This window comes from Streptomyces sp. NPDC031340 (assembly GCF_055569945.1).
In genome coordinates, this window is record NZ_JBVIIE010000058.1 from 20,934 (window position 1) to 46,832 (window position 25,899).

Annotated in this window: 29 protein-coding genes; 6 read left to right on the forward strand and 23 right to left on the reverse strand. The window is 72.1% G+C overall.

Translation table 11 applies throughout. The features are described 5' to 3' along the window. Nucleotides 1-135: 135 nt before the first annotated feature. Nucleotides 136-978 carry a nitroreductase/quinone reductase family protein gene (locus tag ACZ5GT_RS33120; RefSeq protein WP_469033755.1) on the forward strand — a complete coding sequence of 281 codons (843 nt, stop codon included), beginning with the start codon at nt 136-138 and terminating at the stop codon, nt 976-978. A 27-nt stretch (nt 979-1,005) separates the two neighbouring features. Here the strand turns inward: ACZ5GT_RS33120 and ACZ5GT_RS33125 are convergent, their stop codons facing one another. The 4 genes from ACZ5GT_RS33125 to ACZ5GT_RS33140 form a co-directional block, all read right to left on the reverse strand. Further along, nucleotides 1,006-3,243, reverse strand: a complete 2,238-nt coding sequence (locus tag ACZ5GT_RS33125) for a HelD family protein (protein ID WP_469033757.1) — start codon at nt 3,241-3,243, stop codon at nt 1,006-1,008. 56 nt (nt 3,244-3,299) lie between these two features. Further along, nucleotides 3,300-3,905, reverse strand: a complete 606-nt coding sequence (locus ACZ5GT_RS33130; RefSeq protein WP_469033759.1) for a TetR/AcrR family transcriptional regulator — start codon at nt 3,903-3,905, stop codon at nt 3,300-3,302. 108 nt (nt 3,906-4,013) lie between these two features. Beyond that, on the reverse strand, nt 4,014-6,095 hold the full coding sequence (locus tag ACZ5GT_RS33135; RefSeq protein ID WP_469033838.1) for a phosphotransferase: 2,082 nt from the start codon (nt 6,093-6,095) through the stop codon (nt 4,014-4,016). Between the two features lie 322 nt (nt 6,096-6,417). Continuing rightward, complete coding sequence (locus ACZ5GT_RS33140; RefSeq protein WP_469033762.1) at nt 6,418-7,329, reverse strand: GntR family transcriptional regulator; 912 nt, start codon at nt 7,327-7,329, stop codon at nt 6,418-6,420. Between the two features lie 204 nt (nt 7,330-7,533). On the opposite strand from ACZ5GT_RS33140, the gene ACZ5GT_RS33145 reads away from it, so the two are divergent. Then, on the forward strand, nt 7,534-7,716 hold the full coding sequence (locus ACZ5GT_RS33145; RefSeq protein ID WP_469033764.1) for a hypothetical protein: 183 nt from the start codon (nt 7,534-7,536) through the stop codon (nt 7,714-7,716). Between the two features lie 182 nt (nt 7,717-7,898). On the opposite strand, the gene ACZ5GT_RS33150 is transcribed toward ACZ5GT_RS33145, so the two are convergent. Together ACZ5GT_RS33150 and ACZ5GT_RS33155 are read right to left on the reverse strand one after the other, a co-directional pair. After that, on the reverse strand, nt 7,899-8,630 hold the full coding sequence (locus ACZ5GT_RS33150; RefSeq protein WP_469033767.1) for an HAD family hydrolase: 732 nt from the start codon (nt 8,628-8,630) through the stop codon (nt 7,899-7,901). Then, the gene (locus ACZ5GT_RS33155) at nt 8,630-9,538 is read right to left on the reverse strand and encodes a GntR family transcriptional regulator (protein ID WP_469033769.1); all 909 of its coding nucleotides are present in this window, start codon (nt 9,536-9,538) and stop codon (nt 8,630-8,632) included. Before ACZ5GT_RS33155 ends, ACZ5GT_RS33150 begins: the two co-directional genes overlap by 1 nt. A gap of 209 nt (nt 9,539-9,747) precedes the next feature. Here ACZ5GT_RS33155 and ACZ5GT_RS33160 point away from each other — a divergent pair, with 209 nt between their 5' ends. Further along, the gene (locus ACZ5GT_RS33160) at nt 9,748-9,936 is read left to right on the forward strand and encodes a hypothetical protein (protein WP_469033771.1); all 189 of its coding nucleotides are present in this window, start codon (nt 9,748-9,750) and stop codon (nt 9,934-9,936) included. Nucleotides 9,937-9,970: 34 nt separating this feature from the next. Here ACZ5GT_RS33160 and ACZ5GT_RS33165 read toward each other — a convergent pair whose 3' ends face one another. The 3 genes from ACZ5GT_RS33165 to ACZ5GT_RS33175 form a co-directional block, all read right to left on the reverse strand. Next, nucleotides 9,971-10,879: a winged helix-turn-helix domain-containing protein gene (locus ACZ5GT_RS33165; RefSeq protein ID WP_469033773.1), complete on the reverse strand. Its 909-nt coding sequence runs from the start codon at nt 10,877-10,879 to the stop codon at nt 9,971-9,973. Between the two features lie 408 nt (nt 10,880-11,287). Continuing rightward, the gene (locus ACZ5GT_RS33170) at nt 11,288-12,541 is read right to left on the reverse strand and encodes a GNAT family N-acetyltransferase (RefSeq protein WP_469033775.1); all 1,254 of its coding nucleotides are present in this window, start codon (nt 12,539-12,541) and stop codon (nt 11,288-11,290) included. Between the two features lie 145 nt (nt 12,542-12,686). Then, nucleotides 12,687-13,292 (reverse strand): RsiG family protein, encoded by a 606-nt coding sequence (locus ACZ5GT_RS33175; protein WP_469033778.1) that lies wholly within the window; start codon nt 13,290-13,292, stop codon nt 12,687-12,689. Nucleotides 13,293-13,483: 191 nt separating this feature from the next. On the opposite strand from ACZ5GT_RS33175, the gene dtd reads away from it, so the two are divergent. Next, on the forward strand, nt 13,484-13,909 hold the full coding sequence (dtd, locus tag ACZ5GT_RS33180; RefSeq protein ID WP_469033780.1) for a D-aminoacyl-tRNA deacylase: 426 nt from the start codon (nt 13,484-13,486) through the stop codon (nt 13,907-13,909). Nucleotides 13,910-13,955: 46 nt separating this feature from the next. Here dtd and ygfZ read toward each other — a convergent pair whose 3' ends face one another. From ygfZ to ACZ5GT_RS33210, 6 genes are all read right to left on the reverse strand, one after another. Beyond that, the gene (gene ygfZ, locus ACZ5GT_RS33185; RefSeq protein WP_469033782.1) at nt 13,956-14,921 is read right to left on the reverse strand and encodes a CAF17-like 4Fe-4S cluster assembly/insertion protein YgfZ; all 966 of its coding nucleotides are present in this window, start codon (nt 14,919-14,921) and stop codon (nt 13,956-13,958) included. Between the two features lie 10 nt (nt 14,922-14,931). Then, nucleotides 14,932-15,369, reverse strand: a complete 438-nt coding sequence (locus ACZ5GT_RS33190) for a Fur family transcriptional regulator (RefSeq protein WP_469033786.1) — start codon at nt 15,367-15,369, stop codon at nt 14,932-14,934. Nucleotides 15,370-15,385: 16 nt separating this feature from the next. Beyond that, entirely contained in the window at nt 15,386-15,961 is a 576-nt protein-coding gene (locus ACZ5GT_RS33195) for a heme-binding beta-barrel domain-containing protein (RefSeq protein ID WP_469033788.1), read from the reverse strand. Nucleotides 15,962-16,186: 225 nt separating this feature from the next. Continuing rightward, the gene (locus ACZ5GT_RS33200) at nt 16,187-17,227 is read right to left on the reverse strand and encodes a hypothetical protein (protein WP_469033791.1); all 1,041 of its coding nucleotides are present in this window, start codon (nt 17,225-17,227) and stop codon (nt 16,187-16,189) included. Beyond that, nucleotides 17,224-18,246, reverse strand: coding sequence for a hypothetical protein (locus ACZ5GT_RS33205; RefSeq protein WP_469033793.1), 1,023 nt, complete (start codon nt 18,244-18,246; stop codon nt 17,224-17,226). The genes ACZ5GT_RS33200 and ACZ5GT_RS33205 overlap by 4 nt, the downstream gene beginning before the upstream one ends. Further along, nucleotides 18,243-19,010, reverse strand: a complete 768-nt coding sequence (locus ACZ5GT_RS33210) for a hypothetical protein (RefSeq protein WP_469033795.1) — start codon at nt 19,008-19,010, stop codon at nt 18,243-18,245. Before ACZ5GT_RS33210 ends, ACZ5GT_RS33205 begins: the two co-directional genes overlap by 4 nt. A 179-nt stretch (nt 19,011-19,189) precedes the next feature. Here ACZ5GT_RS33210 and ACZ5GT_RS33215 point away from each other — a divergent pair, with 179 nt between their 5' ends. Further along, on the forward strand, nt 19,190-19,552 hold the full coding sequence (locus ACZ5GT_RS33215; RefSeq protein ID WP_469033797.1) for a DsrE family protein: 363 nt from the start codon (nt 19,190-19,192) through the stop codon (nt 19,550-19,552). Nucleotides 19,553-19,568: 16 nt separating this feature from the next. Here ACZ5GT_RS33215 and ACZ5GT_RS33220 read toward each other — a convergent pair whose 3' ends face one another. The 8 genes from ACZ5GT_RS33220 to ACZ5GT_RS33255 form a co-directional block, all read right to left on the reverse strand. Then, a complete protein-coding gene (locus ACZ5GT_RS33220) occupies nt 19,569-19,829 on the reverse strand; it encodes a DUF3099 domain-containing protein (protein WP_469033799.1) in 261 nt (86 codons plus the stop codon). A 97-nt stretch (nt 19,830-19,926) separates the two neighbouring features. After that, nucleotides 19,927-20,214, reverse strand: coding sequence for a DUF1416 domain-containing protein (locus tag ACZ5GT_RS33225; RefSeq protein ID WP_004986406.1), 288 nt, complete (start codon nt 20,212-20,214; stop codon nt 19,927-19,929). A gap of 48 nt (nt 20,215-20,262) precedes the next feature. Next, nucleotides 20,263-21,108 (reverse strand): sulfurtransferase, encoded by an 846-nt coding sequence (locus tag ACZ5GT_RS33230; RefSeq protein WP_469033802.1) that lies wholly within the window; start codon nt 21,106-21,108, stop codon nt 20,263-20,265. Between the two features lie 148 nt (nt 21,109-21,256). Then, nucleotides 21,257-21,337 carry a putative leader peptide gene (locus ACZ5GT_RS33235; protein WP_350310325.1) on the reverse strand — a complete coding sequence of 27 codons (81 nt, stop codon included), beginning with the start codon at nt 21,335-21,337 and terminating at the stop codon, nt 21,257-21,259. Between the two features lie 280 nt (nt 21,338-21,617). Next, entirely contained in the window at nt 21,618-22,358 is a 741-nt protein-coding gene (locus ACZ5GT_RS33240) for an LmeA family phospholipid-binding protein (protein ID WP_469033805.1), read from the reverse strand. 137 nt (nt 22,359-22,495) lie between these two features. Further along, nucleotides 22,496-23,782 (reverse strand): hypothetical protein, encoded by a 1,287-nt coding sequence (locus ACZ5GT_RS33245; protein ID WP_469033807.1) that lies wholly within the window; start codon nt 23,780-23,782, stop codon nt 22,496-22,498. A gap of 2 nt (nt 23,783-23,784) precedes the next feature. Beyond that, nucleotides 23,785-24,039, reverse strand: a complete 255-nt coding sequence (locus ACZ5GT_RS33250) for a MoaD/ThiS family protein (protein WP_469033809.1) — start codon at nt 24,037-24,039, stop codon at nt 23,785-23,787. Between the two features lie 35 nt (nt 24,040-24,074). Beyond that, nucleotides 24,075-24,911, reverse strand: coding sequence for an alpha/beta hydrolase (locus tag ACZ5GT_RS33255; RefSeq protein ID WP_469033811.1), 837 nt, complete (start codon nt 24,909-24,911; stop codon nt 24,075-24,077). A 178-nt stretch (nt 24,912-25,089) separates the two neighbouring features. On the opposite strand from ACZ5GT_RS33255, the gene ACZ5GT_RS33260 reads away from it, so the two are divergent. Next, nucleotides 25,090-25,869 carry a winged helix-turn-helix transcriptional regulator gene (locus ACZ5GT_RS33260; RefSeq protein WP_469033814.1) on the forward strand — a complete coding sequence of 260 codons (780 nt, stop codon included), beginning with the start codon at nt 25,090-25,092 and terminating at the stop codon, nt 25,867-25,869. The last annotated feature ends 30 nt before the right edge of the window (nt 25,870-25,899 follow it).

Consider the following 25,899-nt stretch of genomic DNA (forward strand, 5'->3'; position numbering starts at 1 on the left):
GTGTGCCGCGAGCGAGTTGGGTGCCCGGCCTCTGAGTGAGGCCGGGGCGGGCCAGGAGCCCGCCTCTTTCTCTCCGCTTTTTCCCCTCACCGAACGCCAGGGATTCCAGCGACAGAGAAAGAAGACCACGACACCGTGCCCAACGACTTCAACCAACAGGTCATCGACGAGTTCCGGGCCCGTCGCGGCCGCGTCGGCGGCTACTTCGAGAAGGCCCGCCTGCTTCTGCTGACCACCACCGGCGCCCGCACCGGCGCCCGGCACACCACCCCGCTCGGCTACCTCCCCGACGGCGGCGACCGCGTCCTGGTGATCGCCTCGGCCGGCGGCTCCGCCCGGCACCCGGACTGGTACCGCAACCTCCTCGCCCACCCCCGCGCCACCGTCGAGGGCGGCGCGTTCACCTACGAGGCACGCGCCGTCGTGCTGGAGGGCGCGGAACGGGACCGCGCCTGGGCGCGGGCGGTACAGGCCGACGCGGGCTGGGCGGCGTACCAGGAGAAGGCGGAGCGGGTGATCCCGGTGGTCGCGCTGTACGCGACCACGGACGGCGGCCCGCCCGGCGTCGACGCCGCCACGCCCGGCGAGGCCGTCAAGGTCGTCCACGACGCCTTCCGCCGCGAACTGGCACTGATCCGCGAGGAGATGAACGCCGGCCGGGGCAGCGGGACGCTCGGCGCGCAGTTGCGGGTCAACTGCCTCACCCTCTGCCGGGGCCTGCAGCACCACCATGCCGGCGAGGACCTGGGCATGTTCCCGCTCCTCGCCGAACGCCACCCGGGGTCCCGCCCGGTGCTCGCGCGCCTGCGCGAGGAGCACGAGCGGATCGCGGCGCTCGTCGGGGAACTGCGGCGGGCCGTGAGCGCCGCCGACGCGGACCCGGCGGCGGCGAGCGCGGAGGTCGAGCGCCTCACCCGGGAACTCGAGGCCCATCTGGCTTACGAGGAAAGGGAGTTGATTCCACTGCTCGACGGCTGAGCAACGGCGGGCGGCCGCTGTCCGCGCTCAGAACGGCAGTGGCCGCCCGTGCACCACCTCCAGCCGTGACACCGCCCGGGTCAGCACCACGTACAGCCGGTGCAGCCCGCGTCCCTCGGCCTCCGCGATGGCCGCCGGTTCGACGGCGACGACGTGGTCGTACTCCAGTCCCTTGACGGTGGACGCCGGCACCACGCTCACCCGTGCGCCCGATGCCCCCGCCGCGTCCGCCACGTCGGCCACCTCCGCCGCGTCCGGTCCCGCCGCCGCGATCCCGGCCGCGTCCAGCGCCTCGCGCACCCGGGGCACGTCCGCGTCGGCCGCGACGACGCCGATGGAGCCCTCATGGCCGAGGGCGTCCCGTACGGCGGACACGACCGCACCCGGCAGGTCCCCGCCCGCCTCCCGCATCCGCAACTCCCCGTCCCGGCGCAGCGACCGGCCCGCCGGAACGTCGACGCCGAGGCGCGGCAGCAGCCGGTTGGCGAGCGCGACGACATCTGCGGGAACCCGGAACCCGGTCGTGAGCGGCACCACGACCGCGTCGGGTTTCCCCAGGTGGCGCAGGGTAGCGGCCCAGGACCGGGCGGCCCACGGCGTGGTGCCCTGGGCCAGGTCGCCGAGGACGGTCAGCGAGCCGAAGGACGCGCGCCGGGCGACGGCCCGGCACTCCATCGGGGACAGGTCCTGCGCCTCGTCGACGACGACATGGCCGTACCCCTCGGGATGCGCGAGGAGCCCGGCGACCTCGTCGAGGAGGACGAGGTCGGCCGCCGACCAGCGCGCGGACCGCCACGACCGCGGCGGCTTCGCCCACCGCAGGGCGGCCTGTTCCCCGGCGTCCAGCAGCCCGTCGGCCGCGGCACGCAACGCGTCCGCGTCACCGAGCAGCCCGGCGACCACCTCCTCGGGCCGGACCCGCGGCCACACGGCGTCGACGTGCCCGCCGACGGCCCGCGAGATCTTCCGCACCCAGCTGTCCGGCCGGGGCCCGGCGCGTCGCTCGGCCTGCGCCTGGACGCACCGCACGATCCGCGTCCGCACCCGCTCCCGGCCGGCCTCGTACGGCGGCTCCTCGGCCCGCACGCCGTCGACGATCCGCGCGACCTCGTCGGCCGCCACCCGCCACCGGTACGAGCCGTCGGCCACGACGAGGGAATCGGCCACGACGAGGGAGCCGGCGGCAGCGAGGGAGCCGGCCGCGGCGAGGGGGTCGGGGCCGGTGCCGCCCACCCGCGCGTACAACGCCCGGCGCAGCACCAGCGCCATCCGCGCGTCGTGCTTGAGGACGGCGGTGCGCTCGTCGTCGGCCGCGGTGACCGGGTGGGCGGCGATCTCCTCCCGCAGCGTCGACTGCCGCACCCCCGTCTCGCCGAGGGCGGGCAGCACCTCGGAGATGTACGACAGGAAGGTGCGGTGGGGACCGAGGATGAGCAGTCCGCCGCGCCGGAGGCGCTGGGGGTGGGTGTAGAGCAGGTAGGCGGCCCGGTGCAGCCCGACGGCGGTCTTGCCGGTGCCCGGAGCTCCCTGCACGCACACGGACCGCGCGAGGTCCTCCCGCACGAGGTCGTCCTGCTCGGGCTGGATGGTCGCGGCGATGTCCCGCATGGGGCCGACGCGGGGCCGCTCGATCTCGCGGGCGACGATGCCGCTGAACGACGGCTCCCGCGCGCCCGGGCGGTCGAGACGCTCGTCCTCCAGCCCGGTCAGGTCGGCGGAGTCCCCCTTGCTCCCCGGCGCCCAGCCGAACCTCCTGCGCAGCGCGACGCCCTGCGGGTCGCGGACGCTCGCCTGGTAGAAGGCGCGGGCGACGGGCGCGCGCCAGTCGACGACGAGGGGCGGGACCGCCGGGTGCTCACTGATCCGCATCCGCCCGATGTGATACCGCTGCCCGGCGTGCCCACGGGGCGACTCGGGGGTACGGGCCGACGGCTCGGAGGTGTCCGCGGTGGCCGGAACGCCGGCCGCCTCAGGAACGCCGACGGTCTCGGGAACGCCCGCCGTCTCCGGAACGTCCGCGAAGTCCAGCCGTCCGAAGAACAGGGGCCCCTCAGGCAGCTCGCGCAGTTCCCTGGCCCGGCCGCGCAGTCCGCGTCCGAGCACCTCGGCGTCGGCGCCCGAGGCGGAGACGTCCGCGCCGGTGACGACGTGCTCCTGGGCGCCGTCGGCCATGGCGGCGCGGGCGGCGCGGCAGCGGTCGTGGTGCGCGCGTTCGTGACGGAGGTCGTGGACGGAGGGGTCGGAGGCGGGGTCGGCTGACGTCATGCGGACGAGCCTAACGCCAATAACGTAACCGGGTCACATTTTTTACTGAGCGTCAGTCACGTGAGGTGCGGCAGCCCTGCCGCGAGCATCCCGAACGCCCGCTCCGCCGCGCGGACGGCGTCCGGGTGCACGTCCGCCACCCGCTCGCCCGCTGCCACGCGCCGCCAGTTCTCCAGGGCGAGGACGCGCTGCACGGCGACGATCTGCCCGGCGGCGAGCCGCGCGTCGAGTCCGCCGCCGAGCGCCTGGGCGAGCGCGGCCTCGGACCGCTCCAGGTGGCCGTACAGCCGGGCGACCAGGGCGGGGGTCCGGTACAGCAGCGTGTGGAAGGCGAGCACCTCGGGCTCGTCGTTCAGCCCGGTCACGGGGTCGCGCCGGTCGAGCCCGTCGAGGAAGTGCCGCCGCAGCGCGCCGAGGGGCGTGGGCCCCTCGGCGACCACCCGGGCGGCCTCGCCCTCGTGGTCGGCGATGCGGTGCAGGACGAGATCCTCCTTGACCGGGAAGTACCGGAAGAGCGTCGGCTTGGAGATCTCGGCGGCGGCGGCCACCTCGGCGACCGACACCGCGTCGAAGCCACGCTCCAGGAACAGCCGGACGGCGATGTCGGAGACGTCCTTGTACATCCGCCGCTTCTTGCGCTCCCGCAGACCGATCTCGCTCATGAGGGGAGCCTACGGTGACGCCGGGCGCGGCCGGAGGCGGACGGCGCGCCGTCCGCCTCCGGCCGGAAGGGCACTTGCCACGGGCTTCAGGGAGTCCGGCGCGATGCGTCACGCCTCCATGGATGCCCCGTACGCCGGCGCCTCTTCATGGCCGGCACGCGGCAGGGCAAGGGCAAGATAGGGATTGGTCGTAGCCCGGTCCTTGAGCCCGAGCACCGCGGTCGCCGACTTCAGGGTCATGGCGTAGGTGTCCACGGCCCGCCGGACGTTGGGGGCGTCGAGGCCGTCGCCCGTGACAAGGCGGTCCAGGTCCACGTAGGCCGAACGGACGGTCTCGATCCAGCGGTACACCCGCCAGTCGTCGCGCCAGCCCTTCGTGCACTCCTCCGGCAGCAACCGGGACCAGCGGACGAAGAGGCGCTCCCGGATGTCCGGGAGCGTCGGCGTGAGGTGGATGTGCCGGACCAGGTCGTAGAGCGGGTCACCCACTATGGCCATTTCCCAGTCGATCAGGGTGAGCCCCATACCGGCCGGACGGCGGATCAGGTTCCACGGGTTGAGGTCGCCGTGCAGCAGGACGGCCCTGCGGGGAGTGGGCAGGTGCCGGTCGAGGATCTCCCCGAGGCGGACGATGTTCCCCGGCAGTCCCAGCTCCCTGGCCAGCGCCAGCGTCTCCTTGGGCAGTTCGGCCACCATGCGCAGCAGCTCTGCACGCAGCCCCTGGTAGAAATCCTGTCCGAGGGTCTCCGGGCCCAGCTCGCAGCAGTCGACCGAGGTCAGCTCGCGAAGCTGGTCGACGAGGTCGTCCGCCTCGTGCGGCCGCAGGCCGTCCACCGGATGGTCCGGCGGCCGGATCTCGCCCTGCGGCCCCTCGAAGGTGTGGATGGTGAACTGGTCCCGGTGACGATGGCTCGTGCCCAGTGCCAGCACGCGCGGGGCGTTCACCGACACCCCGGACTTCTCGATCGCCCCGAGCACGGCGTGCTCGTTCAGGAAGCGCCGCTCGCGCGGATGGGCCGTGCCCACTTTCCGCCGCACCATGACCGGGAACGGAATGCCCCGCACCCGTACCGCGGTACTGAGGTGCGCGGTCCCCTTGAACACATGGTTCGCGGGCGCGGCGCCCTCCTCGAAAAGCGCCTCCCTGACCGCCCAGGCAGGGAACCTGTGACTCTCCGGGACCCGTGGATCGCGCCAGCAGGGGATCGCCATCGCGCCCCTGGCCCGGCTGTGCCGCTTGCCGTGCGACGTGTTCCAGCGGACGAGGATTCCCTCGATCGCCTTCTCGTCCGGCACGCTCTTCAGATGCAGGGGCTCGGCCGCCACCTTCAGCGCGCGGTGTACCGCGTGCGTCGCGGCGTCCAGATCCCGTTGGTCGAACTTGTCGCCCAGCGAGGTCACCGCGCGCATCACGTCGGGGTAGACGGACTGCGCGTGTTCGAAGGCCACGTAGTGGCGCAGATCCCGCTTGGCACCGTTGACCGCCTTGAGCCGCCGCCGCCCCATGGCCTCGACCCACGCGTCGACGACTTCCTGCCGCTGCTCGCGCGGGTACCGCATGCGCACGATGTGTGTGGCCAGGTCGTGCACCGGGTCGCCGTAGGTGGCCAGCTCCCAGTCCACGCAGATCAGGGGCGGGTCGCCGTCGTACGAAAAGATGACGTTGTCACGGTGCAGGTCGGTGTGAAGCAGACTGAACGGGCGGCTGATCAGCGCCGGGACGCGTTCGGCGAAGCGCGCCATGGCGTCCTCCCTGATGCCCAGCATGGCGAAGAGGCCGCCGAACTCCGCCCAATTGGGCTGACTGACCTGCTCCTCCGTGGCCTGTGCCAGGGCCCGCAGGAAGGCCCGGCTGTCCCGGCTGGTGCGGGGCCAGGACTGCGGCAGCGGTGGCAGATCCTTTCTGCGCACCTGCGTCATGTCCGCCAGCAAGCCCGCGAGGGCGGCCACCAGATGCGGTTCCACCGGCTTGCCGTTACGGCAGATGGTGGACAGGGGCACGCCCTGTACGTAGCTCAGGACGGTCACGTCCCCCAGCTTGACCAGGCACTGCGGAACGTGCGGGAGCACGCCGTGCACCGCGCCGAGGATCTCCGCCTCGTCCTGCCAGGTCCTGATCACCACGGGCAGCGCCGTCCGGATCCGCCGCCTGACGGTCACCCGGTCGTGTCCTGCCAGGGCGGGGAACATCGCCAAGACGTCCCCGGGGGGCCGCACCACGTGGTTGAGGTTGTGGTGGCCTCGGCTGGCCTCGCCCTGTGCCGTGGCGTACGACACAAGGCGGTCGAACGCCGCGTCACGCACCAGAGCGGACGTCCTGGGTGGACCGCCCAAAGATCACTCCTGAATGGCTCTACGACGCACCGATGTCCCTGCGTCGCGACGGGGTGCGCACACTGTAGTGCCCCGGGAGCCGTGAGGATGACCAACCACGTCGACTTGTGAGGTGCCTGGGCACGGTGAGACCGGGCAGCGGCGTGCCGCCGGCCCCGCTCCCGCGAACGCCGGCGGCTCACGGCGCGGCGGCGAGCCGCTCCCAGCAGGAGTCGAACCAGGCCTGCATGCTCTCCATGAAGACGGACCCGGTGGAGTTGGGGTCCCCCTCGTCGTTCACGTGGCGCGTCAGCGTCGAGCCCAGACCCAGGACGTCCAGGGCGCCGATCTCGGTCCCGTCGTCGAGCAGGATCGGGCGCTCGACCACCTCGTAGGGCCCGAACAGCGCCTCCGCGCCCCGGCGCAGGTACAGCTTGAAGGCGGGGACCAGCGGGACCTGCCGGACCTGCACGTCGACGGACGGCACCACGCCCTCCGTCTCGAGGTCCCGCAGCGCCGACCGCAACGACGTGGTGTGCCGCCGGGTGATGCCGCGCAGCCGCTCGTGGATGCGCTCCTGGAGCGCGGCCGGCTCCTCCGCCGCGGTCCCGCCCCCGGCCGGTGTCATGGCGCGCGGATACGGCAGTTCCAGCGTCTCGGAGGGCAGCAGCATGCGCAGTTCGATGCGTTCGGGGGTGGCGATCTCCCCGGTGCGGATGCGCTCGGCCTGCAGCCGGACGTGCGCGTCCAGGCTCTCGGACGTCAGGGTGAAGACGTCCAGCCGGACGACCGGCTGGGCGAAGGCCCGGGCGATGAACGGCCCGAGCGCCGCCCGCAGCCGTGGCGCCGTCTGTGGCTCCCTGCCGGAGTGTATGGGGCTCTTGACGACCCGTGAGCCGCTGCCCTGGCGGGATTCGATCCAGCCTTCGTTCTTCAGCTCCCGCAGCACCCGCTGCACGGTGTCGCGCGAGATCCCGAACTCGTCGGCCAGCTCCCGCTGCGTCGGCAGGAGGCCGCCCAGGGCGTAGGTGCCGTCGGCGATACGGGCACGCAAGTCCTCCAGAAGGGAGCTGGAGCCCTTCGCCCCGCTGTCGCCACGCCCTGTGCTCACACCGCGACCGTACCTCTTCGAGCGCGGAGCAAAACGCTTTCGGTCACATTGGCGGCCGGATTGGACGGCCATGTGGGCGAGATGTGAAAGGCAGTTAAGGGATCACGCAGCCAGGGCACATCCAATTCAAAGCAACCAGTCCAATTGGAACGGTTGTTGATCGGTTGTCAGAGAAGTGAAGAGAAGTGAGAGGGGTGGGGTCCCGTGGTCTTCTTCCAACTGGTGGGCACCGTGCTGGCACTGGGCGCCGAGCAGCTGCTGACGTCGCGGTTCGGGCCCCTCGGGGTCCTGTGCCTGTTTCTGCTGGGCGCCGGCTTCCGCGCGCGCAACACCGCCTGCCTGTCGGCCGGTGCCGTGGTCTTCGTGCTCCTGATGACTCAGGCCTAGGGCCTGTCCGGCGGATCAGGTCGGAGGAAACCGGCGGCGCCTTCCAACCCAGGTGAGCGGGGTCTGGTGCGTTCAGCTGCACGGCGGAGGAGGGCGTCGATGCGGAGCATCGACAACCGACGACAACGCCGCAGATGGGCGTGCCAGACCCCGCGTCTCCGGCATGATCCGCCGGACAGGCCCTAACCGCGCAGGGCTCGTAGTACGGGTTCCAGGGAGGACACGACGGTTCGGGCGCCCGCGGCCCTCAGTTGCTTCTCCTTGTACGGATTGCGCGCGTAGCCGAGGAACGGTACTCCCGCCCGCTCGGCGGCCAGCAGGTCCGTGGGGGCGTCGCCGATCATGAGGGCGGTGGAGGGGGCGGCGCCCATGGCGTTCAGCGCCCGGTTGAGGCAGTGCGGGTGGGGCTTGAGGAGGTCGAGCTCGCCGGTGCGTCCGTAGACGTGCGGGGCGAAGCAGTCGGCCAGGCCGCGGCCGGCGAGGTACTCGGCCACCGTGCGGGGCGAGTTGTTGGTGGCGACCGCCAGCCTGGCGCCCACGGCGGTCCAGGTGCGTATCAGCGGGTCCGCGTAGGCCGTCGGCATGGCGGAGCCGACCGCCTTCAGCTCCTGCTGGGTGAGACGTTCCTCCAGCTCGGTCACCAGGTCGCTGTGCGGATGTCTCCCGTTGACGGCGTACAGGACGGCCATCGGGTCGGGGTGGACCCGTTCCTCCTCCGTCAGCAGCCCTCTCAGCCCCTGCCGCTCGAGCCAGTCCACCAGTTCCTTGGCCACGCGTTCCGCCGTGTGCCCCGCGAACAGACGGCAGACGGGGCCGTCGAAGTCGAACAGGACGAAGCGGGCCTCGGTGATCAGCTCGCGCAGGTTCTCCGCCTCCGCCGTCACCGGTTCGGTGTGCGCCGTATCAGAAGTCACTAGGAGAGTGTCAGGTCCGTCGTGATGGTTTCCCAGAGGGCGTCGAACCACTTCTGGGACTGCTCGACGAACGCGGCGTCCCGCCGGCCGGCGCGCTGTTCGAAGGAGAACAGCAGCGACTTGCCGCCCAGGGCGTCGTACATCTCCAGGGTGCCGCTGTCCCACTCCTCCTCCCGCCTGGTGATCATGTAGTAGGCGATCAGCGCCTCGGTACCGTTGAGCAGGTACAGCTTCACCGGCGGGGTGAAGGGCAGCGCGCGGAAGGTCACGTGCACGTCGATGCCGTGCGAGGAGCGCAGCGTCCACAGGTTGTGCCGCAGGACCTGCACCTGCGCGTTGCGCTGGGCGAGCCAGCGCTGGTGCACGGCGTCGTCCTCGCCGCGGCCCTCCACCGGCACCGGGAAGGCGAGGTCGATCTTGCGGCTGGGCAGCAGGATGCGTACGTCGATCGACTCGGGGCGGATCCGGCCCTCGTGGATCAGCCGGACCGGCTCGCTCAGGGCCAGCATGAGCGTCTCCGCCGTGAGGCAGGCGGCGTCCACCCGGACCCGCGGGGCCGAGAAGGCCTCGGCGAGGCGCGGGGCCAGCCCCACCATCGTGGGCTGGGGTTCGCTCCGGTCGGGCGCCGGTTCCGCGATCCTCGGCGGGCTGCCCTTGCTGACGTTGCTGAGGAGGCCGTCCTCCTGGAGTGCCCGGAGGGCCTGGCGCACGGTGCCCCGCTCCACGCCGAACTCGACCGCGAGCTCCGCCTGGGTGGGCAGGCGGTCCCCCGCCTTCAGGTCACCGCTGCGGATCCGGTCCCGGAGGATGCCGGCGATCTCCTGCGGGGAGAGCTTCCTGTCGCCGTTCACTGCCACGTTCTCCGCCACGTTCTCCGCCACGTTCTCCGCCACGTTCTCCTGTGTCACGACCAAACGGTACAACTCAGGTCCATCTACGGGGAGTTGTTTGAAAGTTGTTTATGACTGGCTGCCAAGTGGGGACAACATAGGCAGAGTTGGTTACCAACTTGGTTGAGTTGGCGGAGGGATTGCTTCCCGTTGCTTCCCCGTCCGTCCGACTTCATCCGCCTCGCACCCCCACGCCCGTCCTGCCCACGCCTGAAGGGGGAACCACCATGCCTGCCCTCGCCCTCCTGTCGGCGGTCCTCGTCGTCGGCTTCGAGCAGCTCGTCACCTTGAAGTACGGCGCCGTCGGCGTCGTCGGCCTGCTCCTGCTCACCACGGGGATCAAGGCGAAGAACCCGGCCGTCAGCTCCGTCGGGGCGGTACTGCTCGCCCTGCTGGTCGCGGGGCCCGCCCTGTGAGAGAAGCGCCCGGTACGGCCGTCCGTGGGAGACGTCAGCCCGTGAGCAGCAGCTCCGAGCTGATCGTCTCCCACAGTGCGTTGAACCACAGGTGCGACTGCTCGACGAACGTCGTGTCGCGCAGGCCGCTGCCCTGCTCGAAGGCGAACAGCATGGACTGCGTGCCCTCGGCGTCGTACATCTCCAGGTGTTCCTGGTCGATCTCCGCCTCGCGCCGGGTGAGCGTGTAGTACGCGAACAGCGCCTCGGCGCCGTTGAGCAGGTACAGCTTCACCGGCGGGGTGAAGGGCAGCGCGCGGAAGGCGACGCGCACGTCGATGCCGTGGGTGGAGCGCAGGGCCAGCAGGTTGTGCTTCAGCACCTGTCCCTGGGCGTTGCGCTGGGCCAGCCAGCGGCGCTGGAGCCGGCCGTCGGCGGAGGGGTCCACCGGGGTCGGGAAGGCCAGGTCGATGTCGCGGCTGGGCAGCAGCACCCGTACGTCGACCTTGGCCGGTTTCAGCTGTCCGGCGTGGATCCGGCGCAGCGGCTCGCCGATGGCGAGGGTGAGGGACACCGAGGTCAGGCACAGTGCGTCGATCTCGACGTGCGGGGCGGCGAAGGCGGCCGCGATGCGCGGGGCCAGGGCCACCGTCGTGGGCATCGGCAGTGCCGCGGGGCCGGTCAGGGCCCTGGTGAGGCCCGGATCCGGGGCGACAGTGGCCGGAGCGCCCTTGGAGACGTTGGTCAGCAGGTGCTCCGACTGCAGGATGCGCAGGGCCTGGCGTACGGCGCCGCGTTCGACGCCGAACTCGTCGGCCAGTTTCGCCTGCGTGGGCATGCGCTGACCCGCGCGGAGCCGGCCCGAGCGGATGCGGGCACGCAACTCGTCGGCCACTTCACGGTGTGTCTTCTGTGGCCGCTGTGACCTTTCCCGCCCATTGGCTGAGGCGTGTTTCGGGTCCACACAAGAACACTACAACTTCCCGCCATCTTGCGGCAGTTCATGCGAAGGTGGTTATGAGACGCTTCCAAGCGGAGATAACTGAAGACAAGTTGGTCGCCAACTTGAGCAACATGGTCAAGCTTCCGGACTGTTGGCCAAGGATTCCGGGACACCGCGTCACGAGGATCACGCCCCGTCCGGACGGTCCCGGCCGCGCCGCACCGGCTCGGCCGCCACGGATCCGGTTGACCGCGCTCCCTTCCGGAGGGGAGCCGGGAGCTCGGTCGGCCCGCACGACGGCACCGTCACAACCGAACACCGACAACCGAACAGCAGCGGAAGCTGCACCCGCACAGCCACAACTCAACAGCACAGCCACAACTGAAGAGCACGCTACGGATGAGTCCACCGTCGCCGGCGAAAGGAGCCTCAGAACATGTCCGGGCACCACGGTCGCCTGGACGTACGCAGCAGGGCGTCGGCCACCAGGGCGGCGCCCGCTCGTTCTTCCCGCACCCGGCCCAGCGCCGCCAGCCGCACCGCCGACTCGTCGCCCAGCCACAGGGTCGCCAGCTCGGCGACGTCCAGCGTCAGTTCGGCCGGGTCGCGGGTGGGCGTGCAGGACGCGCCCGCCGCGGACGCCTCCAGCCGGTAACGGCCGCCGGTGAGGCCGGCGCGGTCGATCACCTCCAGCACCAGCGAGCCGGTCCCCTCGTACGTCCGCGCCCGGAGCGCGCGTTCCACGTCCAGGATGCGCACCCACAGCCAGTCCGCGTGCGTAGTGATGCGGGCGGCCCTCGGGTCGGGCAGCAGGAGCGGGAGCAGGTCGTCGGGGGCCCGGGAGCCGCTCTTGACCTGTGTGACCCAGTCGATCGAGCAGAGGTAGTGCCACAGGGCGCGCTCGGCGGCCGGGGTCGACGCGATCAGGGACCGTACGCTCGCCGTGTTCAGCGGCTGCTTGGCGTCGCCCCACCGGTCGTCCACCTCGTACGCCAGGAGGCCCTCGACCGTGCCGTCGGCCGCGCGGTGGACCGCCCAGAACGGCTCGGTCCACTTCGGGTCGACGCGCACGGCGCCCGTGTTGAGCTGCCACCACCAGTCGCTGCGGCTGACGGCGCCCGGCGTGGCGCGGCGCACCCGCTCGTGCAGCTCGGGGCCGAGCTTGCGCACCTCTTCGCCGTCCACCAGGTCGACGCGGCCGCCGTCCGCGCAGACGGGCCCGCGGGCGTCGAGGCCGGCCCGCGGGACGTCGACCGTCCAGTGGGTCTCGTGGACGGCGGGGCCGAAGCCGAAGCGGCCGTAGATCCGGTACTCGGCGGCGATCAGGGTGGCGACCACGTCCCCGCGCTCCTTGGCGGCCGCGAGGTCCTGGGTCATCATCCGGGTGAGCAGGCCGCGGCGGCGGTGGGTGGCGGTGACGGTGACCGCGGAGACCGCGTCGGCCCGCACCGGGGCGCCGCCGACCGCCGTGACCTCCTGCGTGAAGGACCGGAAGGTCGCCACGCAGCGGTCCCCGTCGAAGGCGCCCAGGTAACGGCCGGGCTCGAACTGGGTGGCGCGTGCCTCGAGTTCGTCCTCGGAGAGGGTCGGCCCCAGCAGGAACCCGCCCCGCACGGCACGCAGCCACTCGGGGTACTCGGCCTCGGTGACGGGGCGCACGTCGATGTCGGCGGCTCGGCTCATGGCAGCACGGTAGGGGTACGGCGGCGGAGGTGTCGCGCGGATTTCGCCCCGCGGGACCTTGAACGGGGCCTTGAGGGGGTCCCTGAGTACGTGTCTGAGCACGCCCTGAGCACGTCCTGGGGCGCGCCGTCGAGCGGGTCCGCCCTCACGTCAGCAGGTCGTCCACCTGGGCCTCCCCCTCGCGGTACCGGCGGGCGATCTCGCCGCCGCAGTCGTCCGCGGTGCGCTGCAGCAGTTGCCGTCGCCGGGAGACCTGCTGCTCGTAGCGATCCAGCCGCCGCATCGCGGTCTGCAGCTCCTGGTCCGTGCGCGCGCCCAGGTCCGACAGCTCGACCTCGGCGAGCATGTCGGCGGCCAGCCGCCGGTACTCCTCGCCGTGCGGCGTGCCCAGCGTCACGTGGCGGGCCGAGGAACGGTGCCGGGCGGGGCCGTCGGCGAGGATCTCGGACAGCCGCTCGACGACGGAGCCCGCGCCCGCGGGGGACCGGCGGGCCAGCTCCGCCCGCAGGATGTCGACCCGGCCCTGCAGCAGCCGCCGTACGTAGCTGAGGTCGGCCTCGTCGCGCTGCGCGTCCCGGCGCAGGGCGCGCAGCTCGGGCAGGCTGAGCACGGTCAGGTCGTGCTCCGCGGCGGCGGGCAGGAACGGACCCGGACTGTCGGTGCGTTGCGCGGGCGGCCGGAGCGTGCCGGGGCCCGTCGCGTCGGTCAGCGCGACGGGCCCGGACGGCTGCCCGGTACTCGGAGTTCTCATGTGCCTCTACCGTCCCCTCGACCGGCGTGTGGGAGCATCGTGCCACCCCGAGTGGCCGCTATGTGACCGAGTGCCCCCGATCGGCCCCACATGAGGTGGTTGAGGTCAGAAACAGGTCCCCCGAGAAGCTTTCCGAAGCCGCCCGGAAGCCCGGTGCGGGCCGCTCAGGGCCGCACGGCATCATGGGGCCCATGCGTGCAGTGGTGCAGAGGGTGGACGGCGCGAGCGTCGTCGTGGACGGCGAGACGGTCGGGGAGATCACCGGCGAGGGACTGTGCGTCCTGGTCGGCGTGACGCACGAGGACACCAAGGAGAAGGCGGCCCAGCTCGCCCGCAAGCTGTGGTCCATCCGGATGCTGCACGACGAGAAGTCGTGCAGCGACATCGACGCCCCGCTCCTGGTGATCAGCCAGTTCACCCTGTACGGGGACGCCCGCAAGGGCCGCCGCCCCACCTGGAACGCGGCCGCCCCCGGCGACGTCGCCGAGCCGCTGGTCGACGAGGTGGTCGCCCAGCTGCGCGCGCTGGGCGCGACGGTGGCGACGGGCCGCTTCGGCGCGCGGATGCGGGTGTCGCTGACGAACGACGGCCCGTTCACCGTCCTGCTGGACATCTGATCCGAGGGGACCGGCGAGGACTGCGGGGCCGCCGGTCCCCACGGGTCTACGGCTCCACGACCGTCTCCTGGGCGGCCGCCGTGTCCCCCGCCACCAGCCGGGCGTCCAGCGGGACGTTCCGCTTGACCAGGGCCAGCGCGACCGGGCCCAGCTCGTGGTGGCGGGCGGACGTGGTCACGAAGCCGATCTTCCGGCCGTCGGGGCCCTCGTCCGCGAGCCGGATCTCGGTGCCGTGCGGCGGCAGGTGGACCTCGCTGCCGTCCAGGTGCAGGAAGACCAGGCGGCGCGGGGGCTTGCCGAGGTTCTGCACGCGGGCGACCGTCTCCTGACCGCGGTAGCAGCCCTTCTGCAGGTGCACCGCGGTGCCGATCCAGCCCAGCTCGTGCGGGATCGTACGGTGGTCGGTCTCGAAGCCGAGGCGCGGGCGGTGCTGCTCGACGCGCAGCGCCTCGTGGGCGAGGATCCCGGCCGGCGGGCCGGCCTGCGCGGCGTAGGACTCCAGGTCGGCGCGGGGCAGGAACAGGTCACGGCCGTACGGGGTCTCGCGCACGACGGCGCCCTCCGGCACCTCGGCGATCGAGCCGGCCGGCAGGTGGACGACCGCGAACTCGTCCGTGCGGTCGGCGACCTCGACCCGGTAGAAGAACTTCATCGACTCCAGGTACGCGATCAGCGCCTCCTGAGTGCCGGGCTCGACGTGGGCCCAGACCGTCGTGCCGTCGTCCACCAGGTAGAGCGCGTGCTCGATGTGGCCGTGCGCGGACAGGACCAGCGCCTCGGTGGCCCGGCCGGGCGGCAGGTCGCTGACGTGCTGGGTGAGCAGCAGGTGCAGCCAGCTCAGCCGGTCCTCGCCGGTGACGGTGACGACGCCGCGGTGGGAGAGGTCGACGAAGCCGGTGCCGTCGGCGAGGGCGCGCTGCTCGCGGAACAGGTCGCCGTAGTGGGCGGCGACGCCTTCGTCCACACCCTCGGCGGGGACGGCGCCGGGCAGGGACAGCAGGGGGCTTTTCATGGACACAAGCCTACGACTTGGTAGTTGAACCCTTCAGGGAGCAGTCCTTGCAGCGGCCGAAGATCGCGAAGTGCTTCATGTCCGTCTCGAAGCCGAACTCCCGCCGGAGCTTCGCGGTGAACTCGGCCGCCACCTGGACGTCCGCCTCGATGACGTTCTGGCAGTCGCGGCAGACCAGGTGGATGTGGTGGTGGCGGTCGGCGAGGTGGTAGGTGGGCGCCCCGTGCCCGAGGTGGGCGTGCGAGACCAGCCCCAGCTCCTCCAGCAGCTCCAGGGTGCGGTAGACGGTGGAAATGTTGACCCCCGACGCCGTCTTCCTCACCTCGATGAGGATGTCGTCGGGGGTCGCGTGCTCCAGGGTGTCCACTGCTTCGAGGACAAGCTGGCGCTGCGGCGTCAGCCGGTAGCCGCGCTGCCTCAGGTCGCTCTTCCAGTCGGTGCTCACCACACCGGAAAGTCTAGGACTACTTGAAGAAGGCGATCCCGTCGTCGGGCAGATCGTCGGGCAGGGCCTTGGCCCAGCGCTCGACCTCCTCGGGGGTGACGACCTTCTTCAGGTGCGCCGACATGTAGGGGCGCAGCTCGACGTCGGGCGTCTGCTTCTCGCCGACCCACATCAGGTCGCTCTTGACGTAGCCGTACAGGCGCTTGCCGCCGCTGTAGGGGCGGGAGGCCGCCGTGCGCGCCACCGCGTCCGTGACCAGGTCGATCTGCGGCTTCTGGGCGGCCAGCTCGCCGTACCAGATCTCGATGACGCCGTCGTCGCGGGTCATCGTGACCTCGACCTTGCGGCCGGCGTCGACGCGCCAGAAGCCGGACTCGGACTCCAGGGGACGGACCTTGTTCCCGTCGTTGTCCAGCACCCAGGTGCGGGAGTGGTACTCCAGGAAGTCCCTGCCGTCGTGCGTGAAGGTGACCTCCTGCCCGAAGTTGCACTTCTCGGAGCCGGGGAAGTCGTGCACGCCCGCGCCGGCCCAGTTGCCGAGCAGGAAGGCGAGGGGGACGAGGTCCTTGTGGAGGTCGGACGGGATCTCGATCATGAGGAGTTCCTAGACGTGGGTCAGCGCTGGCCCTGGTACAGCTTCTTCACGGTCAGACCGGCGAAGGCGAGGACGCCGACGCAGACCAGGATCAGCAGGGCTTCGTAGAATGCCTCAAGCACGAGGTGCTCCTTGGGACGAGCCGGGGTGGCGGCACAGACGGACCGGAGCCCAGCTTACGCGGCCGGGCCCCGGCTCCCGTCGTGAGGTACGCCGTCGCGGGGCTCAGCCGAGCAGCTGGCTCTGCAGGGTGACCGTCTGCTGGAACGGCACCGCCTTCGCGCCGCCCTTCCCGGACTGCACGATCACCGCGAGGACGTCCCCGGCGGACAGGTAGGCCTGCCGGACCTGCTCGGCGCCGTAGGGCGCGTGCTCGACGTAGGACCTGCGCTCGACGCCCTCGACCTGGGCCGTCCCCGGGAAGTCCTCGTCGAAGGCGGACGCGTCCGCTCCGCGCACCCGGAAGCCGGGGGCGCTGTAGGGGGCTACGTCGTCGCCCACCAGGTCGTCCACGACGGCTGCCGTGCCGAAGTGGAGCAGGTAGATCCGGGTGCTGGTGCCGTCCGGGGTGGTCCAGCCGCGGGCCGCGATGTGCCGCAGGGCGTGGTCGACGAGCTTCCGCCGCAGCTGGGCGCGGTCCTCCTTCTCGGCGTACTCCGCGAGGAAGTCGCCGGTCGCCAGCCAGCCGTCCTTCCCGCGCAGCTCCGGGTCCTCGGTCGCCCCCTTCGGCGCGGGCAGCACCAGGGCGCGCAGGTCGGCGTAGTGCGCGCCGGCCTTGTTCGAAGGGGCGAGCGGTCCCGGGCTGCCGGACGGCAGCGGCGGCCTGGTCAGCGTGGGGTAGTCCCAGCGCCCGTCGGACGCGGTCGCCAGACCCGGTACGTCCGTCCGCTCCATCGACGTGATCCCGTACGCCGTTCCCGCCCCGGCCACCGCGAACACGGCGACGGCGGCGGTCCAGCGCAGCACGGCCCGCAGCACACGGCGGTCCTTGCGGGGCGCCGGCGGCACGGGGGGTGCGGGGAGGGGCGGCGTTTCCGGCGCGGGCGCCGTGGGCGGCGCGGTGAGGGGCGGCAGCGGCTCGGCCGGTCCGGCCGGTCCGGCCTGCTCGGCCTGCTCGGACTGCTCGGACTGCTCGGACTGCTGGGCTTTCTCGGCCTGCTCGGTGGCGTCCGGCTGCTCGGTCACTTCCGTCTGTTCCGTCTGTTCCGTCTGTTCCGTCTGTTCCGTCTGCTCGGTGGGCTCGGTGGGCTCGGTCTGGTCGCTCATACGGCCTTCCCCGGCTCGGCGATGCGGTCCAGCTGTTCCTTCAGCAGCCTCGCCACCCCGCGGGCCTGCAGTGGCCTGGCGCCGTCCGCGCTGAGGGTGACCAGGACGTCTCCCTGGTAGGCGGAGCAGTACATCGTGTCGAGCTTCTCTTCCTTGTCCTGGGGCGACAGGAAGCAGCGGGCGTTCTTGTGGCCCTCGACGTGCGGGCCGTCGCGGAAGACGCCGAGGGCGTCGAGGAGCCCGTTCTGGAACTCCGCGACGTCGCGCAGGGCCGCCTTGTTGTCCATCTGCACGAGCTGGATGCTCACGGTGGACGCCCGGCTGGTGTAGACGGAGGCGCTCTCGTCGGTGCTTACGTAGCTGCGCATCGCCATGCCCTGGATGCGCTGCTTGTCGATCCGCCGCTCCAGTTCCCGGCGCTGGGAGCGCGGCAGTCCGCTCAGCCACTCCTTGCGCAGGGCCGTGGCCCGGGCGCCGCCCAGCTGCGTGTCGGAGCCGAACTCGCCGATGTCGGGGCCGCGGCTCCAGCCGTCCGCGCCGTAGGGCACGAGCATCCCGGCGAGCCCCTCGGCGTCCGCCGTCTCGGTGTCCGCGGGCTTCGTCTTCGGGAACTTCCACACGGGGGCGCCCGCGTCCCGGTCGGCGTCCTCGACGGTGACGACGGTGTACCCGACGCCGGCGACGACGGCCGCGGCCAGCAGGACGGCCCCGGCGACGGCGGCGATCCGGCCACGCCGACGGGCCTTCCCGGCGAGCGGGCCGGGCAGCACGGCGCCCTCGGCCGGAACGTCCCCGGCCGGGGCGGAACCGGCGCCGACGGGCCCCGTCGAAGCGGACTCCGCCGAGGCAGGCTCGACCAGGGCAGGCTCCGCCGAGGCAGGCTCGACCAGGGCAGGCTCGGCCGGGGCAGGCTCGACCAGGGCGGAGTCGGGTCCGGGGCCTCCGGACGGGGCGGGCTCGATCGAGGCGGGCTCGGACGGGGTCGCTTCGGCGTCCGGCCGGTACTGGTTGTCGCTCACAGCCGCTCCATCTGCCGCTCGGCCAGGTCCAGGATCTTCGCCTTCGGGATCGGCCGGGTGTCGTACACCCAGATCTCCATGGCGATGTCACCGCGGACGGCGTGCGCCTCCGCCATGTACAGCGACACGGAGCCCACCTGGGTCTCCGGCCGGGCGTGGGAGTACGCCATGCCTCCGCCCGTGCCGGGCACCGGCCAGCTGCTGTCGACGTCGTCCTTGTTCTCCGCCCAGAACTGGTGGTCCTCGACGGAGTCGAAGGCCGCGGGGTTCTCCTCCTGCCGGAACTGAACCAGCCGGATCTCGACGGCCTGGTAGCCGCTCCGCCAGCCGGTGACGGCGGCGCGGCGGAACTCGTCGCCGATGAGCTTGCCGAACTCGGCGGCCGGCTTCTGGAATTCCTCGGCGTAGTCGGCCGCGTCCAGCCAGCCGTCGGACCGGGCCAGCCACTCGGAGTCCTTGGCGCCGCGCGGCTTCTTCAGCAGCAGCTTCCGCAGGTCGCCCTCCGTCTTCAGGCGGCGGTCCAGCGAGGCCGGCAGCGGCTCGGGGGCGGGCCCCCCGGCCTGCGCGAGCTCCGGCTGCGACAGGGACGGCAGCGCGGTGGGCTCGCGGTCGGCCTGGATCAGGTAGCCGGTGCAGGCGCCGGCGACGACGCCGAGCAGCGCGGCGCCCGCGATCAGCAGGGCCGTACGGCGGCGACGGCGGCGAGGCCGGGGCGCACCCGGGTCCGCGTCGCCGGGCGCACCCGGGTCCGCGTCACCTGGCACGCCGGGCAGCCCGGGCACTGCGGACGCGACCGGGGCAACCGGCGCGTCGGGTCCCTCTTCGGGTACTTCCAAGACGTCCCCCACAAGAAACGTGAAGCGCGCATGCCACATGCGTGCGTGCTCACAGGAGACTCATGACCCGCGGCTCGAGTTGTGGGGGCGTTGATTACGATTCGGCCATGGCGAAGAAACTCGTGATCAAGGTGACGGCGGGGGCCGACGCCCCCGAACGCTGCTCGCAGGCGTTCACGGTGGCGGCGGTGGCCGTGGCCAGCGGCGTCGACGTCTCCCTGTGGCTGACCGGTGAGTCGGCGTGGTTCGCCCTGCCGGGCCGGGCCGCCGAGTTCGAACTGCCGCACGCCGCCCCGCTGCCCGACCTGCTCGACTCCCTGCTCGCGGGCGGCAAGGTCACGCTGTGCACGCAGTGCGCGGCCCGCCGGGACATCACGGAGCGGGACGTCATCGAGGGCGTGCGCATCGCGGGCGCCCAGGTCTTCGTCCAGGAGGCCCTGGCGGACGAGACGCAGGCGCTCGTCTACTGAGCCGCCGGACCGGCCGTCACCGCGGACGCTTCTTGCCGTCCAGCTCGTCCCACCACTCGTCCGACGTGGGGTCGCCGGACGGGTCGTCCCACCAGCGGTCCTCCGGGCCGCGGCGGTTGGCGACCATCGCGGCGACCGGGGGGATGACCATCGCCACCACGCACATCGCCACGGCCGCCGGGACGGACCAGATGCGGACGACGCCCCAGGCCAGGACGAACAGCGCGACGCAGATGCCCATCATCGCGAAGTAGACGTGCCGTCGGCGCGCGTACATGTCTCCAGGGTAGGTCCGGACACGGCTCCGGACACGCCGAAGGGCCGCACCCAGGCGTCCAACCCGAGGGGTGCGGCCCCAGCTCCGGCGCGCGGTGTCAGACCGCGATCGCGACCTCCGCCAGGCCGCCCTGCTGGGCGACGACCGTGCGGTCGGCGGTGCCGCCGGGCACCAGGGCACGGACGGTCCAGGTGCCCTCGGCCGCGTAGAAGCGGAACTGTCCGGTGGCGGAGGTGGGGACCTCCGCGGTGAACTCGCCGGTCGAGTCCAGGAGGCGGACGTAGCCCGTCACGGGCTCGCCGTCGCGGGTCACCTGGCCCTGGATGGTGGTCTCACCGGGCTTGATCGTCGAGGCGTCCGGGCCGCCGGCCTTCGCTCCACACATGTGCTTCTCCAGAGGTCTTGAAAGGGGGGCGGTTGAAAGGGGGCGGTCCTACTTGGCGGCGCCGAGCTCGATCGGCACGCCGACGAGGGAGCCGTACTCGGTCCAGGAGCCGTCGTAGTTCTTGACGTTCTGGACGCCGAGCAGCTCGTGCAGGACGAACCAGGTCAGGGCCGAGCGCTCGCCGATGCGGCAGTAGGCGATCGTGTCCTTGGCGAGGTCCACGTTCTCGTCGGTGTAGAGGGCCTTCAGCTCGTCGTCCGACTTGAACGTGCCGTCGTCGTTGGCGTTCTTCGACCACGGGATGTTGCGGGCGCTCGGGACGTGGCCCGGGCGCTGCGACTGCTCCTGCGGCAGGTGGGCCGGGGCGAGCAGCTTGCCGGAGAACTCGTCGGGCGAACGCACGTCGACCAGGTTCTGCGTGCCGATCGCGGCCACGACGTCGTCGCGGAAGGCGCGGATGGAGGCGTCCTGCGGCTTGGCCTGGTACTCGGTCTTCGCGCGCTCGGGCACCTCGGAGCCGTCGACCAGCTCGCGGGCGTCCAGCTCCCACTTCTTGCGGCCGCCGTCGAGGAGCTTGACGTTCTCGTGGCCGTACAGCTTGAAGTACCAGTAGGCGTACGAGGCGAACCAGTTGTTGTTGCCGCCGTAGAGGACGACCGTGTGGTCGTTGGCGATGCCCTTCTCCGACAGGAGCTTCTCGAAGCCCTCCTGGTCGACGAAGTCACGGCGGACCGGGTCCTGGAGGTCCTGGGTCCAGTCGATCCGGATCGCGTTCTTGATGTGGTTCTTCTCGTAGGCGGACGTGTCCTCGTCGACCTCGACGATGGCGATCGTCGGGTCGTCCAGGTGGTCCTGCAGCCAGTCGGCGTCTACCAGGACGTCGCTGCGGCTCATGTGTCTCCTCCGGGGCAGTTGCGGCGGGGCGTGCGAGTGCGAGTGCAAGTACGGGTTGCAAGGCGTGCGCACGCCCGCTTCGTCGCGGCGGCGGCGCACGGATGCCCTGGACACAGGGCGGGGGAACGCGGAGGTCTGGGCTCTCCGCTCAGAAGGTGCGACAGAGCATGGCGGCGACGCGGCACAGGTCTACTGCCCGCCGCTTCGTGAGATCCGCCTGTCGCTTCATGGTGACGATCGTAGGGACGGACTGCGGGACATGTCACCGGCGTGTCGCATGATGAGACGTCATCGTCCGGGATGTGAGATTACTGTCGGGGCGGACCGGCGCCGGGGCGGCCGCCGTACGGCCTTCGACCCGGTGCGTCCGCCGTCGCGGCCGTGCGGCGGACGGCCGCGTCTCGCCCTTCGGACGGCGTGGGTCCGCATGGTCGCTCGTCCCGTCCCCGCGAGGTCCAGCGTTCCGCCGCGCGAGGCCCCGCGTTCCGGCCGCGCGAGGCCCCGCGTCACTACCCCGCGAGCTTGACGTTCGAACCCTTCACGGTGATCTCCACGCCATCCTTCGCCGCCTCGACCTTGTCGAGCCTGACGTCGCCGGGCAGCTGGTCTATCGTCTGCTGGAAGTCGGTTATCGCGCGGATGCGGGACTCGGCGAGCTGCACCACCAGCTTGGGCAGCGAGTCGGCGTGCACCTTGACCGTGGAGCCCTCCACGGTCACCGAACTGAGCACCGGGTACGTCTGCTCCGCACCGGCCGCCCGCACCTTGACCTCGACCTTGATCTTGCCGTTGCCGCCGTCGGACAGCCCGACGACCTGGGCGGTGATGCCCGGGATGATCTGCGTCGGCTCGGACTTGGCCGCCTTCAGCAGCTCGTCGTAGGAGACCAGGGCGGTGCCGGTGGCGGTGGCCGCGGTGGCGGAGCTGTAGTCGCCGGAGAACCGCACGCCCTTCATGTGGGCGTCGATGTCGTCGACGCGGATCGTCTTCGGGGCGCCGGCGGCGGTGGAGCCGGTGTCCGCCTGGTAGCCCTTGATGCCGACCTGGACGTCGTCCAGCTCCCCGGACGCCACCTGGGTGAGGAACGGGAAGCCGTTGATGGAAACGTCCGGGGTGGAGGCCAGGTTCTCGGTGGTCCTGAGCTTGTCCGCCGCCTCGTTCTCGGCGAAGTAGACCGCCACCCGGTCCACGAGCACGAACAGGCCGCCCAGGATCACGACGACGATCAGAAGTATTCGCAGGGCGCGCATACCGTGTGTTTCCCCCACTTCGGCGGTCATCCACCAGGCCGGTCACCGACGACCCGGATGGCCGTCTGGCGCGAGACTAACCCTGGGACGGGCGCGCGCCCGCCAATTGTGGATCAGCTGTGACAAGGGGGGCGGCGCTACCCCAGCGCCCGTCCGAGCACATAAACCACCGGCGCCGCCGCCGTCAGCGGCAGGGCGACGCCCGCCGTGAAGTGGACGAAGCGCGACGGGTAGTCGTAGCTCGCCACCCGGTGCCCGATCAGCGCGCACGCCGCGGCGCCCGCGCCCAGCAGGGCACCCTTCGCGCCCAGGTCCGTGATCGCGCCGGCCGCGATGCCCGCGCCCGCCGCCGCCAGCAGCGAGACGGCCACCGACACCGGCGTGGGCAGCGGCAGGGCGCGGGCCAGCACGGCCACCGCGACCGCGGCCGCCCCGACGGACACCGCGTCCGCACCGGCCGCGAGGTAACCGGCCGCCAGGATGGACAGCGCCGCCGAGACGACGGTCGCCATCAGGCCGTACATCCGCTCGTCGGGGTCCGCGTGCGAGCGCAGCTGCAGCACCAGGGAGAGCAGCACCCACACGCCGATGGTGCCGAGTATCGTGGCCGGGCCGTGCTCGCGGCCCGCCGCGAGCAGCGCCGCGTCCGCGACCAGCGCGCCGAGGAACGCCAGCGCGATGCCCTGCCGGGCCGGCCACATGCCGTTGAGCCGGAACCAGCCCGCCGCGGTGACCGCCTGCAGGGCGACGAGCGGGACGAGGAGGGCGTAGGAGCCGATCGCCGCCGTTCCCGACAGCAGCAGCCCCAGCAGCGCCGTCAGCGCGGCCGGCTGCCCGCCGGGCTCGATGACCGGGGAGCGGCCCTCCAGGCGGGCGCGCTGGGCGTCCGTGATGCGGGAGTTGCCGGCGAGGGTGGCGGGACCGTAGCCGGGGGCGCCCTCCGGCTCGGGCGCGGCGGGTCCGGCGTGGCCAGCGGGTCCGGCCAGGCCGACGGGCTGGGCGGCCTGCGGCTGCGGCTGCGGCTGCGGCTGCGGCTGCGGCTGCGGCTGCGGCTGCGGCTGACGGTCCCACGCCGGAGCCTGGGCATGGGCCTGGTGCTGCTGATAGCCGTACCCGGCCGCTGCCCGGTCCTGGGGCGCCGGGTGGTGCGGCGGGTGCCCGTCGGGCGCCTGCGGGGGCAGGTACGCCGTCTCGGCCGCGTCCACCGCGGCGACGGGCGGCTGCAGCTGGGTCTCCCAGGTCTGCCCCTGCCACTGCTGCGTGTACTGCAGCGCGTCCGGGTCCTCGTACCCGGCGGCGCCCTGGTACCCCTGCTGCCCGGGCCAAGCCTGCGGCTGCTGCTGCGGCTGCGCATGCGGCTGCTGACCCTGCTGGTACGGGTCGTACCCCTGGTACCCGGGGTCGTACGGCTGCTGGTCGGTCATCGTCACCCTCCTGCGAACGGCGGGAGCACCTCGACCGTGCCGCCGTCGGCCAGCCGTACCGTCTCATGATCGCGGGTGCCTACGGGATCACCGTCGACGAGGAACGAGCATCGCCGCAGCACGCGGGTGAGTTCGCCGGGGTGTCGCCCGCGCACGGCGTCGAGCGCCCCGGCCAGCGTCTGAGCCTCGTACGGTTCCTCGGCGACCCCGGCCGCGGCCTTCGCGGCGGCCCAGTAGCGCACCGTGACCTTTGGCATCCGTTCCTCAATCAGTCGGCGGTGGACACCTCAGGCTAGCCCGCCCGGGCGACCGCCCAGTCCCCGATGCGGGACAGCAGTTCGTCGCCGGCCGCGTTCTCGGCGTGGCCCATGCCGTGCTCCACCCAGAGCTCGGCGTCGTCGCCGGCGGCCGCGGCCAGCGTGCGCGGGTGGTCGAGGGGGAAGTAGCCGTCCCGGTCGCCGTGCACGATCAGCAGCGGCGTCGGGGGAATCTTCGCCGCCGCCTCCACCGGGGACAGCGGGACCGGGTCCCAGTCGCGGTGGTGGATGCGGGTGCGCAGGCCGTAGCGGCTCACCAGACGGCCCGCGGGGCGGGTCACCAGCCAGTGCAGGCGGCGCATCGGGGCGGTGCCCCGGTAGTACCAGCGGGCGGGCGCGCTGACGGAGACCACCGCGTCCGTCCCCCCGTGCAGCGCCGCGTGCCGCAGCACCACCGAGCCGCCCATGGAGAAGCCGACGGTCACCACGCGGGTGTGCCCGAGCTCGCGCGCCCACTCCACCGCCGCCGCCAGGTCGAGCACCTCGCGGTCGCCGACCGTGGAGCGGCCGCCGGAGGCGCCGTGGCCGCGGAAGGAGAAGGTGACGACGGCGCCGTGGCGGGCCAGGGCCGCGGCCACCCGCCGCACGTGCGGCCGGTCCGCGTCGCCGGTGAAGCCGTGCGCCACCACGAACACCAGGTCACCGGCGGACGGCCGGGAGGCGTCGTATACGACGGCGGCCGGATCGTATACGGAATCGATGGCAATCCCGTCGACCGTGTGCAGAAACGTACGCAAAGGTTCCCGTCTGCCCGTCTCGGAATGCGGACCAAGGGTGGATCGCGCCACATGACCTGCCGGACCGGTGTTCATGTGGGCTATTCTGCTGGACAGAGGACTCGGGCAGCGTAGCCCCCGGGTCCTTTTGTGCTTTCGGAAGCGTTGTATACGAAGCGGGAATCCACAGGTGACCGCGGTGTACGGGCCCCGGGATCGCAGAGCAGTTCCGCACCGCAAACGTCCTCGCAGGGACCGAGGAGGAACCAGACGTATGAGTTCTCTGCTGCTCCTGACCAATGCCCTCCAGCCGTCGGCGGAGGTGCTTCCCGCCCTCGGCCTGCTGCTGCACAACGTGCGCGTCGCCCCCGCGGAGGGACCCGCTCTCGTCGACACCCCGGGCGCCGACGTCATCCTCGTCGACGGCCGCCGCGATCTCCCACAGGTGCGCAGCCTGTGCCAGTTGCTGCGGTCCACCGGGCCGGGCTGTCCGCTCGTCCTGGTGGTCACCGAGGGCGGCCTCGCCGCCGTCACCGCGGACTGGGGCATCGACGACGTCCTGCTGGACACCGCCGGGCCGGCCGAGGTCGAGGCCCGGCTCCGGCTGGCCATGGGCCGCCAGCAGATCGTCAACGACGACTCGCCCATGGAGATCCGCAACGGCGACCTGTCGGTCGACGAGGCGACCTACTCCGCCAAGCTCAAGGGCCGGGTCCTGGACCTGACCTTCAAGGAGTTCGAACTCCTGAAGTACCTCGCCCAGCACCCGGGCCGCGTCTTCACCCGCGCCCAGCTCCTCCAGGAGGTGTGGGGCTACGACTACTTCGGCGGCACCCGCACGGTCGACGTGCACGTACGGCGCCTGCGCGCCAAGCTCGGACCCGAGCACGAATCGCTGATCGGGACCGTCCGGAACGTCGGTTATCGATTCGTTACCCCGGAGAAGGTCGACCGGGCCGCCGAGGAGGCCAAGGCCCGGGCGGAGCGGTCAAAGACGGAAGAAACGGACGAGACGGCGGCGCTGGACGCCGTGGAGGTCCGGGCGGAGGCATAGCGGACGCCCGGGCAGGGCACAGCTCCCGCA

Coding starts and splice junctions, on each gene's coding strand:
- ACZ5GT_RS33125 (WP_469033757.1), bottom strand. CDS start 3,243: ATGACGTCAGCCGACCCCGCCTCCGACCCCTCCGTCCACGACCTCCGT.
- ACZ5GT_RS33130 (WP_469033759.1), bottom strand. CDS start 3,905: ATGAGCGAGATCGGTCTGCGGGAGCGCAAGAAGCGGCGGATGTACAAG.
- ACZ5GT_RS33135 (WP_469033838.1), bottom strand. CDS start 6,095: ATGTTCCCCGCCCTGGCAGGACACGACCGGGTGACCGTCAGGCGGCGG.
- ACZ5GT_RS33160 (WP_469033771.1), top strand. CDS start 9,748: ATGCCTGCCCTCGCCCTCCTGTCGGCGGTCCTCGTCGTCGGCTTCGAG.
- ACZ5GT_RS33170 (WP_469033775.1), bottom strand. CDS start 12,541: ATGAGCCGAGCCGCCGACATCGACGTGCGCCCCGTCACCGAGGCCGAG.
- ACZ5GT_RS33175 (WP_469033778.1), bottom strand. CDS start 13,292: ATGAGAACTCCGAGTACCGGGCAGCCGTCCGGGCCCGTCGCGCTGACC.
- dtd (WP_469033780.1), top strand. CDS start 13,484: ATGCGTGCAGTGGTGCAGAGGGTGGACGGCGCGAGCGTCGTCGTGGAC.
- ygfZ (WP_469033782.1), bottom strand. CDS start 14,921: ATGAAAAGCCCCCTGCTGTCCCTGCCCGGCGCCGTCCCCGCCGAGGGT.
- ACZ5GT_RS33195 (WP_469033788.1), bottom strand. CDS start 15,961: ATGATCGAGATCCCGTCCGACCTCCACAAGGACCTCGTCCCCCTCGCC.
- ACZ5GT_RS33200 (WP_469033791.1), bottom strand. CDS start 17,227: ATGAGCGACCAGACCGAGCCCACCGAGCCCACCGAGCAGACGGAACAG.
- ACZ5GT_RS33215 (WP_469033797.1), top strand. CDS start 19,190: ATGGCGAAGAAACTCGTGATCAAGGTGACGGCGGGGGCCGACGCCCCC.
- ACZ5GT_RS33220 (WP_469033799.1), bottom strand. CDS start 19,829: ATGTACGCGCGCCGACGGCACGTCTACTTCGCGATGATGGGCATCTGC.
- ACZ5GT_RS33225 (WP_004986406.1), bottom strand. CDS start 20,214: ATGTGTGGAGCGAAGGCCGGCGGCCCGGACGCCTCGACGATCAAGCCC.
- ACZ5GT_RS33230 (WP_469033802.1), bottom strand. CDS start 21,108: ATGAGCCGCAGCGACGTCCTGGTAGACGCCGACTGGCTGCAGGACCAC.
- ACZ5GT_RS33235 (WP_350310325.1), bottom strand. CDS start 21,337: ATGAAGCGACAGGCGGATCTCACGAAGCGGCGGGCAGTAGACCTGTGC.
- ACZ5GT_RS33240 (WP_469033805.1), bottom strand. CDS start 22,358: ATGCGCGCCCTGCGAATACTTCTGATCGTCGTCGTGATCCTGGGCGGC.
- ACZ5GT_RS33245 (WP_469033807.1), bottom strand. CDS start 23,782: ATGACCGACCAGCAGCCGTACGACCCCGGGTACCAGGGGTACGACCCG.
- ACZ5GT_RS33250 (WP_469033809.1), bottom strand. CDS start 24,039: ATGCCAAAGGTCACGGTGCGCTACTGGGCCGCCGCGAAGGCCGCGGCC.
- ACZ5GT_RS33255 (WP_469033811.1), bottom strand. CDS start 24,911: ATGAACACCGGTCCGGCAGGTCATGTGGCGCGATCCACCCTTGGTCCG.
- ACZ5GT_RS33260 (WP_469033814.1), top strand. CDS start 25,090: ATGAGTTCTCTGCTGCTCCTGACCAATGCCCTCCAGCCGTCGGCGGAG.